The organism is Desulfovibrio desulfopostgatei, from assembly GCF_053570645.1.
In genome coordinates this window covers 1,287,050-1,302,102 of the sequence record NZ_JBRBQS010000002.1, presented here as the reverse complement: position 1 = coordinate 1,302,102, position 15,053 = coordinate 1,287,050, and the positions used below count along the sequence as shown (strand labels likewise).

General features: G+C 47.4%; 11 protein-coding genes, 2 tRNA genes and 1 pseudogene. 9 read left to right on the top strand and 5 right to left on the bottom strand.

Annotation, left to right across the window (positions count from 1 at the left end):
* Window positions 1-298 precede the first annotated feature (298 nt).
* Entirely contained in the window at window positions 299-1,492 is a 1,194-nt protein-coding gene (locus ACUZ9Q_RS05825) for a GGDEF domain-containing protein (protein ID WP_449247499.1), read from the top strand.
* 118 nt (window positions 1,493-1,610) lie between these two features.
* Here the strand turns inward: ACUZ9Q_RS05825 and ACUZ9Q_RS05820 are convergent, their stop codons facing one another.
* Complete coding sequence (locus tag ACUZ9Q_RS05820) at window positions 1,611-2,750, bottom strand: double-cubane-cluster-containing anaerobic reductase (protein ID WP_449247498.1); 1,140 nt, start codon at window positions 2,748-2,750, stop codon at window positions 1,611-1,613.
* A 31-nt stretch (window positions 2,751-2,781) separates the two neighbouring features.
* A complete protein-coding gene (locus tag ACUZ9Q_RS05815) occupies window positions 2,782-3,675 on the bottom strand; it encodes an acyl-CoA dehydratase activase (protein WP_449247497.1) in 894 nt (297 codons plus the stop codon).
* A gap of 1,188 nt (window positions 3,676-4,863) precedes the next feature.
* Between ACUZ9Q_RS05815 and ACUZ9Q_RS05810 the strand changes: the two genes are divergently transcribed.
* Both ACUZ9Q_RS05810 and ACUZ9Q_RS05805 read left to right on the top strand, forming a co-directional pair.
* Window positions 4,864-4,950 (top strand) — tRNA-Leu (locus ACUZ9Q_RS05810).
* A 436-nt stretch (window positions 4,951-5,386) separates the two neighbouring features.
* Window positions 5,387-5,462, top strand: a tRNA-Lys gene (locus tag ACUZ9Q_RS05805).
* 57 nt (window positions 5,463-5,519) lie between these two features.
* On the opposite strand, the pseudogene ACUZ9Q_RS05800 reads toward ACUZ9Q_RS05805, so the two are convergent.
* The 3 genes and pseudogenes from ACUZ9Q_RS05800 to ACUZ9Q_RS05790 form a co-directional block, all read right to left on the bottom strand.
* A pseudogene (locus ACUZ9Q_RS05800) lies at window positions 5,520-5,798 on the bottom strand (transposase); the annotation flags it as partial.
* Window positions 5,687-6,136 carry a transposase gene (locus ACUZ9Q_RS05795; protein ID WP_449247496.1) on the bottom strand — a complete coding sequence of 150 codons (450 nt, stop codon included), beginning with the start codon at window positions 6,134-6,136 and terminating at the stop codon, window positions 5,687-5,689. The gene ACUZ9Q_RS05795 and the pseudogene ACUZ9Q_RS05800, both read right to left, overlap by 112 nt.
* A 181-nt stretch (window positions 6,137-6,317) precedes the next feature.
* On the bottom strand, window positions 6,318-6,503 hold the full coding sequence (locus tag ACUZ9Q_RS05790; RefSeq protein ID WP_449247495.1) for a hypothetical protein: 186 nt from the start codon (window positions 6,501-6,503) through the stop codon (window positions 6,318-6,320).
* 411 nt (window positions 6,504-6,914) lie between these two features.
* Between ACUZ9Q_RS05790 and ACUZ9Q_RS05785 the strand changes: the two genes are divergently transcribed.
* The 6 genes from ACUZ9Q_RS05785 to ACUZ9Q_RS05760 all read left to right on the top strand — a co-directional run bounded on the left by ACUZ9Q_RS05785 (window position 6,915) and on the right by ACUZ9Q_RS05760 (window position 14,977).
* Window positions 6,915-8,099 carry a glycosyltransferase gene (locus ACUZ9Q_RS05785; protein ID WP_449247494.1) on the top strand — a complete coding sequence of 395 codons (1,185 nt, stop codon included), beginning with the start codon at window positions 6,915-6,917 and terminating at the stop codon, window positions 8,097-8,099.
* Between the two features lie 61 nt (window positions 8,100-8,160).
* A complete protein-coding gene (locus ACUZ9Q_RS05780; protein ID WP_449247493.1) occupies window positions 8,161-9,426 on the top strand; it encodes a hypothetical protein in 1,266 nt (421 codons plus the stop codon).
* Complete coding sequence (locus ACUZ9Q_RS05775; RefSeq protein ID WP_215647666.1) at window positions 9,423-10,196, top strand: ABC transporter permease; 774 nt, start codon at window positions 9,423-9,425, stop codon at window positions 10,194-10,196. The genes ACUZ9Q_RS05780 and ACUZ9Q_RS05775 overlap by 4 nt, the downstream gene beginning before the upstream one ends.
* On the top strand, window positions 10,196-11,092 hold the full coding sequence (locus ACUZ9Q_RS05770; protein WP_449247492.1) for an ABC transporter ATP-binding protein: 897 nt from the start codon (window positions 10,196-10,198) through the stop codon (window positions 11,090-11,092). The genes ACUZ9Q_RS05775 and ACUZ9Q_RS05770 overlap by 1 nt, the downstream gene beginning before the upstream one ends.
* A 1-nt stretch (window position 11,093) precedes the next feature.
* The gene (locus ACUZ9Q_RS05765; protein WP_449247491.1) at window positions 11,094-13,229 is read left to right on the top strand and encodes a glycosyltransferase; all 2,136 of its coding nucleotides are present in this window, start codon (window positions 11,094-11,096) and stop codon (window positions 13,227-13,229) included.
* Complete coding sequence (locus tag ACUZ9Q_RS05760) at window positions 13,217-14,977, top strand: glycosyltransferase (RefSeq protein WP_449247490.1); 1,761 nt, start codon at window positions 13,217-13,219, stop codon at window positions 14,975-14,977. Before ACUZ9Q_RS05765 ends, ACUZ9Q_RS05760 begins: the two co-directional genes overlap by 13 nt.
* Window positions 14,978-15,053 lie beyond the last annotated feature (76 nt).

The window sequence follows — 15,053 nt, the reverse complement described above, 5'->3', positions numbered from 1 at the left end:
GCGCTGCCCATACCGCAGTTCACCTGCGACATGCACATCCTACCCAAGCAAGAACCGTAACTGCGTGGTTACTTATGCGAGCTGCCAATGGCTTCAACCACACTTTCGATATTAATATTTGCAGATTAAATTAACTTATATTTACGCAACCAATTTGACTCATAAAATTTTTTACTTCAATATCCTGTTTATTATAAGATAATTATTTCAAAAAGTTGAGAAGCTTGATATCAAATAACGTTTATTGTAGCGTATAAATTGAGAAGTCATCATCGCATTTATTTCAAGGGAATCTGATATGCTCAAGAAGTACTATACAGAATCAACGGACAGGAACAAATTTGATAAAACATTCTCACGCGCAGAGTTAAAATTACTCTCTCTCGTTGTTATTTCCATAATAATAACTGCGGCATTGATAACTTCAATTTTCTATTATTACAGAAATCTTGATTTAAAACTCATAACAACCATGAGGTCAGACGCCATTTTTTCTCTCTTGCTTGACCGCATACCGCCAGAAAACTTCACTGCAATTTATGATGACAAAGATGTGGACTCGCACCTTTACAATAAGGTGCAGCAAGAGCTTGACGATGTTCGTAAAATAACCGCCGTCAGGTATCTCTACACGGCAAAGCGCGATTCTGAAGGCAACGCCATATATGTTGTTGATGGCCTGCCACGGGATTCAGAAGATTTTCGTGCCTGCGGTTCGCTCATAGAAGCCGAAATTCTCCCCGCTGTGAACAAATGTCTGGATGGAGATGTTTTTCATGGAACAGAAATCCTTAAGACATCATGGGGCATGATTATTCCGTCTTGCGAACCGATCAAGAGCAACGGAGTCACGGTTGGCGCTCTTGTTATCGAATTTGACGGAGAATATTTTGCTGAAAATACCGCAAGCTCCCAGCGGTATTACATCATTGCCTCCATTTGCGTTGCCATTGGCGTTGGCTTTGTGGCCATTGTGCTGATTCGCAGTTTTTCCATTCCGCTCTATCAATGGCTCGCATATACAGACTTGCTCACAGGCGCAATGAACCGCAACGCCTTTGAGCTGGACACCCACAAGCTACGCGGCACAGAGCAGCAAAAAAACATAACTGTGGTGTCGTGCGACCTGAACAAACTTAAAGCCATCAACGACCAGTTTGGTCACTCGGCGGGCGATGAGCACATCAGGGCCCTTGCCCAGCTCCTTATGAAAAATTTCAGGACTCAGGGCTCAACATACCGCATTGGCGGTGATGAATTTGTTACATTGCTGTTCAACGCCAGCCTGGACGCAACAGAAAAAAAGGTTGCTGAAATTTGCGTGGAGGACGACAAGTTACCATTGGAAACTTCTGCCTGTGCTTTTCGTACGGTATTGCGCAATTTGACCCGGAGCAGGATGGCAGCATTGACGATACCATTTCGCGGGCAGACGTTAAGATGTACCATTACAAATGCGCAAAAAGAGAAGCTGAGACTGCCAAGACCATAATCTGAGACCCCAAGCGCATGCGCATCCGCAAAAAAAAAATCAGGCGGCCTGCCCTGCCCCGTAATTACATTCGGGAGCAGCGCGGGCCGCCTGATGCTGGCGAGAGTAGCCGCTACTTTTACAGCATTTCGATAAACGCCTCTATGCGAACCTTGAGCTGTTCCGTATCCGTTTCAGAGTAGTCTGTTTCGATTTGCAGGAAGGGCAACTGCAAGGATTCCTGAACAAATTTTTTGAGGGAGGACGATTCCACCGCATAGGTCTGGCAACCCTGCCAGGTCAGGTCAACCACAGCATCCACCGCAAAATCTGCCGCCAGTTCCTTGATGGCTTCATACCGGCGGGGATTGGGCGACATAACGGCACAGGGCACGTCCAGATAACGGCGGGCCATCTCGGTCAGCGGGTCGCCCTGCTCGTCCATCATCACGCGGGTTTTCTTGTAGCCGGAGCAGTTATCAAGGCAAACCACGCTGCCGCCGCATTCTTCGATCAGGCGCACAACCTTGTGCGACCCCATGCCCACAGGAACGCCCGTCAGCAGTATGCGTGGCGCGCTTGCGGCAACGCCGGCCTGGCCCGCATCGGCCATTTTGCCCAACTCCTCCGCCAGTTCCAGCATCATGGAGATGCCTTTTTCCTTGTCGGGGAAGAAGGACGTTTTGAACCCGATTTCCAGCAGTTCCATGCCCGTAATGGGCGAGGGCTTGCGCTTTGCCAGATCCATAACGGCCTTGAGGGCCAGGCGTTCGCGGTTCATGAGCTTGATGGCGTCGCGCAGCTTCTGCTCTGTGATGGATACGTCAAATTCTTTTTCCAGATAGGCGATGAGCAGCTCAAACTGGTGCCGCAAGTAAGCGAGGGCGTCATCATTCTGCACCTGTGGCAGTTGCAGCAGAAAAACGGGTTTGTAGGCTGCAAGCAGCTCGTACATTTTCTTTTTGCCGTCACAGGTGGTGTCGGCCACCACCACATCAGCGGCGCTCAGGTAGGGGCAACTGTCTTTAAGGGCAAAGCCGAAGCTGCTCTTGATGAGCGGGCAAAGAGCGCGGGGCAGCATTTCTTCTGCCGCGGGGATGGAATCGTTGCGGGTGCCGCACAAAGAAACGGGGATGGCCCCGGCGGCCACCGCTATTTCAGAAGGGCTGTACAGGCAGTACTGCCCCACAACTTTTTTGCCTTCCCTCTTGGCCTCCTGCACTGCCAGAGCGTTTTTTTCAAAAGCAGTAATAATGCGGTCAAAGCTGGCACACTTCATGATGCTTTCCTTCCTTGCGAGGTTATTGAGGTTATTGCTGTGTATTGAGAGCGCGGTCTTTTTTCGCGCACAAATCTGCGCCAATCAGGGCCGCCCCCAGCGCGCCCACAGTCTGCGGGTCGTGGGGCACCTGAACGGGCAGGCCGAGTTCGTCTGAAAGGATGGCGGCAAAGGCTGGGCTGGTTGCCAGGCCGCCGGTAAACACGCATTCCCCCTGCATGGGGATGCGCCGTGCAAGGGCGCACATTCTGCGGGCAATGGCGCGGAATACCCCTGCTGCTATATCTTGCGGCGGCGTACTGCGGGCCAGCAGGCCCACAATTTCTGTTTCTGCAAACACGGCGCACATGCTTGAAATGGCCACCGGCTTGCCCGTGGCGGCTGCCTTGCCCAGTTCGTCCAGCGGCATGTTCAAAATGCCCGAGAGCACCTGCAAAAAACGCCCGGTGCCTGCCGCGCACTTGTCGTTCATCAAAAAATCGCGCACTGCGCCCGGTTTGCCCGCAGTTTTGAGCGGGCCCAGGCTGCCCGTACCGCTTGCCGCATCCAGACTGCCTGCCTCCGCTTCTCGCGGGATATCCAGGCTTATTACCTTGCTGTCCTGCCCGCCGATATCGAGCACAAGCCCCGCGCGGGGGAAAAGATGCGCAGCGCCCCGCGCATGGCAACTGATCTCCGTAACCGTTTTGTCGGCAAAAGGCAGGGCAATACGCCCGTAGCCCGTGGCAGTGACATGCCTCAGACCGCTGCGTGCCATTGCGGCAGCCTCGCAGGCATTGTTGAGTGCAAATTCACCCGCCTCGGCGGTATTCCAGCCTGTAGGCAGCACTGCCCGACCGGCAACCTGCGAGCCGCTGTTGGGCAGCAGCTCGAGCACAACGGCCTTTGCAGCCACAGAACCAACATCAATTCCAGCTACATACATAGCGCATACTCCTGATCGTACCCTTTGCTGCGGTACAAAAACGCAAAACAAAACCCGCCGCACAACGCAAAGTTGTGGAGCGGGTAATATGACAAAAGCGCCAACAGCGCTGTGCTGCAAGGCGGCCAACAGCGCGGTCAATCGAATGGAGAACCGGGGCAACTAAACTGCTACAAGAAGAAACGCGGGGAGATATGAAAAAAAGAAAGGGGTACGGCAAGCAATAAAAAAGCCCCCTCTTCCCGCCTAGGCGATGGGAAGGGGAAACAGACTGGCGCTGACACGCCGCCTCGAATGAGGGCCTCCAACCTGAAGGCGCTGATGCTGTCATGACCCGCCGCCCTTAAAGACAGGCAAGACACGACAAATCCTATAAAAAATCACGGAATACCTTGCTGTTGCAGATGCCGCCGACATGATTCAGCCTAAAACTGTATATCAAGTTAGCGTAAGGGCATCAGCTTGTCGATAGGGAGACACCCGCTATTGAGCAATTGCCCTACTGTCTGCTTCGGATTGCTACAATCAAGGTATTCAGGGGTGTTTGCACAGCCGTAACTCAAGTACCAGCCTGATAAAAAGTTCGATCCAGACGCAAACAGAGTTATCTGAAGTTTTTTACACCACACATATGGGCAAAACGCATCAGCAGCAGACAGGAGATCTTTAATTCATCAAAAACAAAACTACAAATAGACTGAACTGCCCATGTTCCAAGCCCCTTCCTCTATATGCATTTTGAAGAATAGCAATGCGAAAATGAGCACTACAAAAAACAGGGCAATATCGCTCACAACGCATTCGCTACTGACGCTATGAGTAAAAATAGATACGTGTCAGCAGCATCAATAGATTTACTAAAAAAGAAGTGACTTCTTATCTTGTAAAACTATCTTTGCACCCTGTCATTTTCACAGGCTCTCTGTCCAATGGATTGTAATTCTGTCCATAGTAAGGTTCTGAATCTCCAAGACTGGCAGATCGTAATAAAAATCCGTTTCGTTCCCATACAATGTTGATGGTCATTCCCGTACTCTCAGCCCGCCAATGCTGTACCAAGGTGTCGGGCGGCTTTTGGCCCAATCAGAGAGCCAACTGCTCTGAGGACTTGACGAATCGGCGCTCCTTGGGCTACAAAGCCACTCACGCCATGCATATGCGGCATTGCCCATGTGTCTTGGTCAGTCTGCCGGGATGGTGGAATTGGTAGACGCAGCGGACTCAAAATCCGCCGAGGGCAACCTCTTGCGAGTTCAAGTCTCGCTCCCGGTACCAGCAAAAAATAAGGGCTTGCAGAAATGCAGGTCCTTTTTTTGTTTGCTGTGTGACCTCATAGAGAAAAGTAAGCTTGCGCTGGTATCCGGCTTGCCCCGGCTTTGGTGCAGAGCCATTTTAACAGACTGCGCTTCGCTAAATCAGTATCACGGCCTTTTTATGCCCGCTCCTGTCAGGCACACCAATCAGGTTATATAATTTTACTAAGTGGATTCACGAGTAAGCACCCGTGGCTGGATTGCCATGCCTCACTGGGCAAAAAGCTTTTTTGGGGTATTCACAAAGCAAAATCTCCCCGGCCAGAGCTGAAATTTAACGGTTCTGCCGCGTCGATATTTACAGGTAATGGGCTGACGCGCAAAATAATTTTACAAAAAAAAATCGTATCCGCTTGACACTTGCCCCCCATTTGCGTAAACACCTCTTCACGCAATGCGGGTCATTAGCTCAATTGGTAGAGCAGCTGACTCTTAATCAGTTGGTTCGGGGTTCGAGTCCCTGATGGCCCACCAGAAAATCCAGGTTCGCGGTTATACCGCGAACCTTTTTTCTTTTGTTCTATCTGTTAGTTACAAAAGTGGCTCTACACGAAAGGCAAGGCAAACCCCTTCAACAAACAGCCTTTCCGACAGGTTTCTGATCAATTCACCAGCCATTTCAGCAGCACAAAACGCGCATACGCAGGCGGTAGTTTTCGAAGTTACGAAAGTCCCATACGCACGCCGCTGGACCAGCTTCATCTTACGGTGAAAACCTTCTGTGATGCAGTTATTCCGGGGAAAATGGAATATTCTGGCCACTTCTTCCCGCGAATTATGCAATGCCTTGCCCAGAGCGCGCAACGCGCGAAGGGCTTTTTTCGAAGTTGATCAATTTTATTTAATAATTCATCAGGATACCTTCGACAGGAATCGATGTTTTGCGCCCGCACACGAAACAAACCAACTGTTCCATACAAAAATTCGTACAGTGATTTAATGCCCAGACTGGCGGCAAAGTATATACGCAAGTGCTCTTTCTGCACGCATGTTAATCGATATCGCAGAGTCATTAAAAGACGCATCATGCCACAACGCTCATAAACAAGGAGCTTTTCATCAATGACTCTGCATAGCTCAGAATAGTGATGATTCATTAACAATCTCACATGGAACCCGTCCGCAACAGTGTGAGAATTGGGGAACATCCCCGTACCAGTCTCCGATACGCATGATTCATATCAATACAGACCATTTAATTTTGTGGCGGCCTTGAGCGAGTACAAAAAAACGCGCTTACCAGCGCAGCTGCGCCATTTAACCACATCAAATAGCCGAAAAATCACAAAACTTCGTTGAATGCCCTCCCTACACGTAAATTTATTCTCATCAACGCCCAAAATGCGCGGACATGTACGTTTTGCCCGTGACGGCTTGCACGGCATCATCGGTGGTAGTAGCGCTTACGCTGGCTACGCCTATGCAGTGCTTGTCGGCGATTTCTTTATAGGAAATACCTTTGTTGTACGCCTGGAAAATATTGTGCTTGAGCAGCTTTGTTGTTTTGTTACACACTTTATGCCTGCAAGACGCAGGATCAAATATCTGCCACAATCTTCATAAGGTATTTGTGGCAGCGAACCAGCCGTCGAGATGCGATTCCTTATCAACGGCATCCACACCCGAAGAGACAAAGCCTGTCTCCTTCAAAGCTACCCAACACGGCGACAGAGGCAGAGCCTCAATGAATCTACTATTTCTAGCTTAACACAAAAAACTTGCCCCAATGGCTGTCAGAAAAAAGATTTTACTACAAAGGTCTCCGTAATTTTTCCTAACACCTCTACTTATTAAATGTTTTTGCGGGGAGGTTTCATTCCTTGCTGAATTTTTAAAAAGTGCTAGGATAACTACAGTACATGAAAGAGATTTTGCGTTGCTATTGAAGATAGAATTGATCCGGTACACCTTCAGGGAAGGATTAACTTGCAGGATATTCTTCTTATTTCAACTGCAGATTGGGACAATCCTTTCTGGACGAACAAGCAGCATATGGCGGCCCTGTTTAATAAGCGAGGGTATCGCGTATTGTATCTGGATTCGTTAGGACTACGCCGACCAACCTTTCATAAGCGTGATTTAAAAAGAATAGCAAAACGCTTGGTCAAAGCCTTGCCGACAGTTCATGAAGTGCGGCCCAATCTGTGGCGCATTTCACCTCTCGTTCTTCCGTTCCATTCAATTTCTATTGTGCGTTCATTTGATGCAGCTCTGTTGCGCGCTCAAGTGAAGTATTATTTAGCACGCATTGGCATGCCTCGCCCATTGATCTGGACATATAATCCCGTCATTGTAGAACTTTGCTCAAAAATTCCCAATTCCGGCATTGTTTACCACTGCGTTGACGATTTGGGAGCCAGCCCACGTATTGATCACAACACAATTCAGAACGCAGAAGAAAATTTAGGAACTATTGCTCAACTATGTTTTGCAACGTCTCCGGTTCTCTACGAACGCATGGCCACTCTTTTTCCCCGCGTCATCTATGAACCCAACGTCTGTGACCAGGCTTTTTTTGAAACTGCAAGGCTTAAACCTGCTGAACCAGCAGAACTATCGGCGATTCCTCACCCTCGGCTTCTCTTTGTGGGTGCCTTAAGTGAGTACAAGATCAATTATGACCTGATGGAATCCATCGCCCGCGACATGCCTGAGCAGCACTGGATTCTTATCGGTCCGGAGGGCGAAGGGCAACCAGACAGCCGCCGACCTCCAGTAGGATCCAATATACACATGTTGGGCCCACGCACCTACGGGCACCTGCCTTATTATATGGCACATTGCGAAATGGCTGTCTTGCCTATTGCACGCAACAACTACACGGACGCCATGTTCCCCATGAAGTTCTTTGAATTCCTGGCAGCGGGGCTACCTGTGATCTGCACGAGAATTCCAGCCCTTAAGGAATTTGAATCATTGTATTTCCCTTGTGACACACCTGAAGATTTTCAAACCGCCATCACAGCTGTACTCAATGGCGCTCGCCGAGACCAGGAAGAGATTGATGCCGCCTGCCATCATCATTCATGGGAAGCCCGGTTCACGCGCATGGAAAAAATACTTGAAGAAGTTTTTCCCCAGACCATACGCAACGAGACTTCCTATGCATAGATACCTCCAAAACATTCAGGGACTACTCAAAGTACTGCTACTCTACCCGGTGGCAGAGCGAATGCAAAAACGCCTTATCACTCCAAAGTTGCGCATTCTTCGGGCAGAGGCTGCGGCCCCCTTTGCACAACGCAAGGCAATTGCGAAGGAACGCCTTATTGGCGTACTTTCCCATGCAAAAGCAACCGTACCTTACTATCAAGATCTTTTCACCTCGCTAAATTTTGATCCCGAATGTCTTCGCAAAGACATGCGCTATTTTGAAGACATCCCTTTCCTGACAAAAGATATAGTGCGCGAGCAAGGGTGCCGCCTTATCAGCAGCACGCATGCGGATGCCATTGTGCGCGAACAAAAAACAGGCAGCTCCACAGGTCTTGCTGCCACGATTTACTATGATCAGGAAGGGCTGGACTGGACAGCTGCGCAGAACATCATGGTGCTTGGATGGGGAGGTAAAAGCCGCTACCATAGAGAAGCCCACCTCTCTACCCTATTTGCAGCAATGTCACCTGAAGCGGCGAGTGTTGAAGCAAAAAAGTGTTTTGTCCTACACCGCAAAAATATTTACACTGAGGGTTTTGGAAACCAAGCCCAACTTCGCCTGCTGGAGGATTTGCAAAACGCCAAAGCAGTGTTCGTTCAAGGGCACCCCTCCTCCATGTTTGCTTTAGCCCGTTACCTTGAAAAACAGAACAAAACAGCCCCAGGACTTTTTGAAGTTTTTGTCTCAACCGGTGAACTCCTCACCGCAGAGCAAAGAGTGCTTATAGAAAAAATCTTTTCGGCGCGAGTGTCCAATCGATACGGAGCCTGCGAATTTGGGGTTATGGCCCAAGAACTGGCAACAGGGCCTGTCGATGAATTACTCATTTCCGATTCCTTGGTATGGCCAGAAACCATTGACAGTAAAGCTAGTGAACCAACTGAGCTCGTGTTCACCAATCTTCGCAATCCGGTAATGCCGTTGATTCGCTACCGCATGGGGGACGTTGGCAAGCTTGCAGAACGTAACAACGGTTGGTGGATTACCCATCTTGCAGGTAGAACCCACGATGCTGTCAACATCAATGGCTCAAGCTACCCGACACACTATGTACAGGACATCCTTGACCGATGCGGCCCCATTGATGACTTTCAAATTCTTGTTGCCAATCAGATAGCCAAGGAGCTGCGCCTGGTGGTCAACCCAGAACAATGGGAACAGACGCAACAAGCTGTAAAAAAGCAATTTCCGACATTGCCTTTGCGACGTATTGACCCTGAGGATCTTGTATTTGTTGGTATCCGTGGCAAATTTTCCTATATCATTCGGGAGAATGCATGATCCCGAACGAAAAGTGGCAGTGGTACAGAGACATGCTGTCAGTTCTTTTGCATAAGGAGCTTACAGTACGGTATAAGGGGAGTTTGCTGGGTTTTGTTTGGTCTTTACTGAACCCCTTGGCACAAGCACTGGTATTTTATGTTGTATTCAACATTTACATGCGATTCCAGATAGAACACTACTTGGTAACACTGCTTGCAGCGATGTTTCCTTGGCAATGGTTTGTCAACTGCGTCAATGAGGGGCCGCACTGCTTTAGCGGCAACCCCACGCTGATAAAAAAAGTGGCCTTCCCTCGGCAGGCTATCCCTCTTGTGATGAACCTGCAAAACATGGTGCATTTTTGCATAGCATTACCAATTTATGTTGTTTTTATGCTCGCAGACGGACTTCGCCCCGGTCTGATCTGGCTAGCAGGAATTCCGCTTTTGCTGCTTCTGACGCTGGTCACAATCTATGGCATTTCACTTTTTCTTGGCTCTCTAAATCTTTTCTTCCGTGATCTCGGCAATTTGACCGTCATACTTACGCAAATTGCCTTTTTTGGCACGCCAATAATGTACACGCTGGCCCAGGTTCCTGAGCAATATTACTGGTGCTTTAAAGCAAACCCATCAGCTCCTATTATAATTTGCTGGAGATCCCTTTTACTCGAAAATTCAATCAATTTAGAATTTTTGCCTTTTGCAGTATTATTTGCAGTATTTTTTCTCATTCTAGGACTTTTATGTTTTAAAAAACTCCAGCATCGTTTTGCAGAGGCCCTCTAATGTCTGACACTGTAATCCGCTTTGACGATGTCTATAAAAGCTACCCATCATACAATCAAATTACTGGTGGAATAAAAAGTTTTTTATTCCACCTTCCGCAGGCAATAAAAGAACTCAATAGCCGTAGAGCAGCACTGGAAGGCATCAGTTTTTCCATACACAAAGGGGAAAAATTTGGTTTTATTGGTAAAAATGGCGCGGGCAAGTCGACCACGCTAGGTCTCATTGCTGGAGTTCTCACGCCAGACAAGGGGAGTGTGCACATCAACGGCCGGGTTTCCCCCCTGCTGGAACTGGGCGCGGGCTTCCACCCTGAACTTTCTGGTCGAGCCAACATCCTCCTGAACGGTGTATTGATGGGGTTAACAAAGCAAGAAGTTCTTGCCCACGAGCAAAAAATAATTGAATTCGCGGAAATTGGAGAATTCATAGACCAGCCAGTCCGGACTTACTCATCCGGCATGTATGCAAAACTGGGATTTGCCATAGTAGCCAATTTGAAGCCAGAAATTCTTCTACTTGATGAAATTCTGGCAGTCGGTGATATCCGCTTTCAACAAAAATGCGGCAAGGTCTTTGAGAATTTTAAAAATAACCCTGAAATTACCATGATTTTGGTTTCCCATGCCCTGGAGAGTGTAAAACAGTATTGCACACGAGCTGCCTGGATTGAAGACAAAAAAATCATGATGATCGGATCTGCAAAAGAAGTTGTTGACGCATATGAAAGGGCAAACATGCTGTCGTACAGCGCGGAACGAACTCGCACAGAAAAATTGCGCACACCACATCGTCGCCACAAAATAAAAAAAAGATGGGGGAAAGTTTTTTGTGCCAAAAAGGTAGCGTCTAAAATGCATCTAATGAGAAAAGATAACATAGGCAGGAAGATTTAGCATGTTGGACATCGGTGTTGTCATCCCACAACTATCCAAATACGGCGGCGCAGAGCGTCTTGTCGTAGAGTGCATCACGCGCTGGCAACATAAGCATAAAATAACAATTTATGCAGAACGTTTTAACTCCGAGATGCTAGAGGAGCACGGCATTGGCCGCGATGTAGCACTTCGCACACTTTCTCCTCAAATTGAAGGGAACACATATTCTTTTTTGCTAAACGCCACATTCACGCCCAAACTATGGAGCGGAGAAATTGGGCAGCACGATGTATACAATACCCACCTGTGGCCGCTACATTTATTAGATTTAGAGCCTGCGGTGTGGTACCCCCACGAGCCGCTTAGAATGCTTTATGACTTAAAAAACGATAAAGATCTCATTTCGATAACCAGTGAAGAAGAAAGAAGAGTTCATATTTATCCAAAATATAATTACGACAATGTCTGTAAATCTTTTTTTCAACCAATGTTACGCTCAGCATCATCTTTTGATAAGACAGGAAACCCTTTTCGCATTGTTGCTAATAGTGAATATTGTGCTTCATACATTGAATCAGTTTATGGAAGACAAGCAAGCCGTGTAGTTTATCCTGGCGTAACTGTTGAAGATTTTTTGCCACCTATAGCCAGCGAGTATATTCTTACAGTAGCACAACTTTGGCCCCACAAACGTATCCACCTAATTCTGCAAAGCATGCGTTTGATGGACAATATGCAACTATACATCGTAGGGAATGGCCCAGAAAAGCAAGAACTTATACGCCAAGCTAAAGACCTTGGTGTGTATGACAGAACATTTTTTCTCTCAGACCTCACAAATCACGAGATCCAGATAGTCTTTTCACGCGCATTGGCAGTAGTCTTCATGCCGGTGAGAGAACCTTTTGGTATCGTTGCACTAGAGGCCATGGCTGCAGCAAAACCATTGGTTGCAGTCAACGAGGGCGGTTATATTGAAGTAGTAGATGACCGCTGCTCGTTCCTCATTCCTCCCCACGCAGATGCACTAGCCGAAAAGCTATTGTGGCTTAAACAGCACCCGCTGGAGGCCACTGCAATGGGAGTCCACGGTCGTGAACTGGCACAGCAATACAGCTGGGATCGCACAGCAAAGGAACTGCTAGAAGAATTGGAAGACGCCCATGACGCGTGGAAAAACAAAAATTCTTTGCAGCTAACCAGCTTAAATGATGGTCCTATTTTTGGTGCCCATTACTATGGCTGGTACGGGAATGGGCTGGGAAGCGAGCACTGGAATGACTCTGCTGAGACTGGCACAGTAACGGAAATGCCGCAACTGGGTTATTATAGTTCTACAAGTGGTGATATACTTGAACAACACTTGCATATGGCAGAGAATGTGGGGTTAGATTTTTTCTTCTTTAACTTGCACATTAATAGCAATGGCCCAATTCAGCGAGAAATGGAGGCTTTTAGCCTTATGCTGGAGCGAGCGGCCTACTTGAAATCATCTGTCAAAATTTGTCTACAGCTATGTCTCTACGATTGCACTGAAGCGATACTTGAAAAAATTTGGATGACACTATTCAGCAAGGTGTTTCGTCATCCAAACTACCAACAATTCAACGGCAAACCACTCCTTTCAATTTTCTGGACAGGTCAGTACGATGGAGATGTAGCATTTTTGAAAAATCTGCGAAAACACTCTGCATCCGTTACCTTGTTAGCCTCCAGCCTTCGCTTGTACCCACCGCATGAGGAGCCCGCACTGACCTTTGGTGCGTTTGATGGGTGGTCGCTATTTTCCCCGCTGGAATTGGCGTCTCCGGAGCATCGAGAAAAACTCTGGAGAGAAGCATACAGCCATGCCAGCGCAGGGCAGCAAAACATACGGTGCTTTACGGTTTCCCCTGGCTATGATGACACAGCGCTTGTTGCATCCGCGCGTCAGTGGAATTCCCACCGCAATGTTCCGCGTGAGGATGGCAAGGTCTATCTCCGAATGTGGGACACCGCCTACACCTTACCTCAACCACCTGATATAATGATAATTTCTACCTTCAATGAATTTCACGAGAACACGCAAATAGAACCCACGGTCAGCTCTGGTTCACAATACCTTGAACTAACACAGAGCGCCATCAAAAGAGGGAAAGACACATGGAAAAAATGAGTCATCCCACCCCCGCATATCTTGTGATTGACGAAAACGAATTCGCATTTTCTGACAAAGGCGAAATTACTTTTCGAGTTTTTCCAAAGGGAGAAGCCCTAACATCAGGCAATGTCTTCATTGTGGATATTTATGCTGCGGATGACCATTCCCACCCCAACGGACACTCTGGCTGGTGGGAATACCCCCTGACTGGCAATACTTCAGTGGATGTTCGCGTAACGTACTCGGAAAAAGGGTTAACAGTATTTTTCAATGGAGAGTCCACACAAACCTTTTGGCAAAACGACAAATTTCACATTGCAGGGCGCACGCTCATTATGCACCTTGTTGTCAGAGAATGGCGCTCGACAACTATTCTTTTTAATGACCCTATCAGTGTGTACCCCGATCAAAAAACACTTGAAGCAAGCAAACCAGACATTAACCCTGGCGATCTGCCAGATGACATACCGTTACGATGGTTCATCTGGCCCGCACAACAGATGGTGAAGATTGTCTTTGGGTCTTTAAACTCGAAGGGCTCGCAAACACTGTGCCGCCAACTATCTGTATTGCTAAACAAAAATAATATTACATTCAGAATTTATGCGCACGAGTACAGCAACATACAGCGCAGATCAGTACAGCCAGTTGAATATCTTTGCCATGATGCAAAAAAAGAAGACCTTATTTTTTTTGTACTCGCAGAAGGGGGCCCAGCGCTATCGATCGTTGCAAACTTGTCGTGTAAAAAAATTCTCTACCACATGCACCTTCCTGACTATAGAAGGTATCAGGCATTTGACGCTGAGTTTGCACGAAAACTCGAAGAATTGGCAGATCAACAACACCTGATAATGAAATTTGACGGCATATGCTATGAATCAGAATACACTAAAAATCTTGTAACCCAATCCTTATACAAGCAAGCATCCCTGAGCCTGTTAGAAGAGTGGGGAGCATGCCAAACACCCGATGGAATAGTGGCCATAAGCCCCATTGGCATTTATGACAAAAATTCAAACTCGCCGAAATGCTCAACAGAAACACTTTTCTGCACTCTGCCTAAAGGAAGTCCAGAATTTCTGCCTCAACGCCTGGCGCTCACTATGACAAAACCAGGCATTCCACAATCGCTAGGGAGTTTTCCTCCTTCACTCTGGCGCAAGAATTGGGATAAAGTAGATGAAGAGGAATGTCACCACCCTGAAATATTTATCCTTTCCGTTGGTTCTTTCAGGCCGGACAGGCATCATGAAACAACCCTTCAAATTTTTTCCGAAGTTGCAAAGCGACACCCGTCTCTAGGTCTTGTTATTGCGGGATGGCCTTTTATCAACGGTTACTGGGATTACTTACGCTTTTTGCGCGAAAACATATATTCCCAGTACGCCTCGAGGATTGTTTTTTTGCAAAGTTGTAACGAAAGACAACTAAAGTACCTTTATAAAAGAGCAAAGCTCTTTTTTAGTGCGTGTAGCCACGAAGGGTACAGTGGATCAATCATTGACGCGCTCTCATTCAACTTGCCAATAGTATCTCGGCAAACCAAGTCTACAGCGAGCCTATTAGGACAGTCCGGCTTACAGTTTAACACGAGCATACAACATTCTGACATTGCGCATGACATATTAAATATCTGCTTAGACAGCAATTTTCACAAATCTATCGTTACCAATCAGGAAAAAAATATACGTCAAAGAAAATTCCTTTTCGCAAACATTTTTTTTGAATCACTCCAAAAAACAACTTTGCAAAAAAGCTAGTGAGAAAAAGACACGAAGTAAAACTCTAACCATTCACGAGGAATGATCTTTTTCCTTCAAGCGATAAAGGATTAAC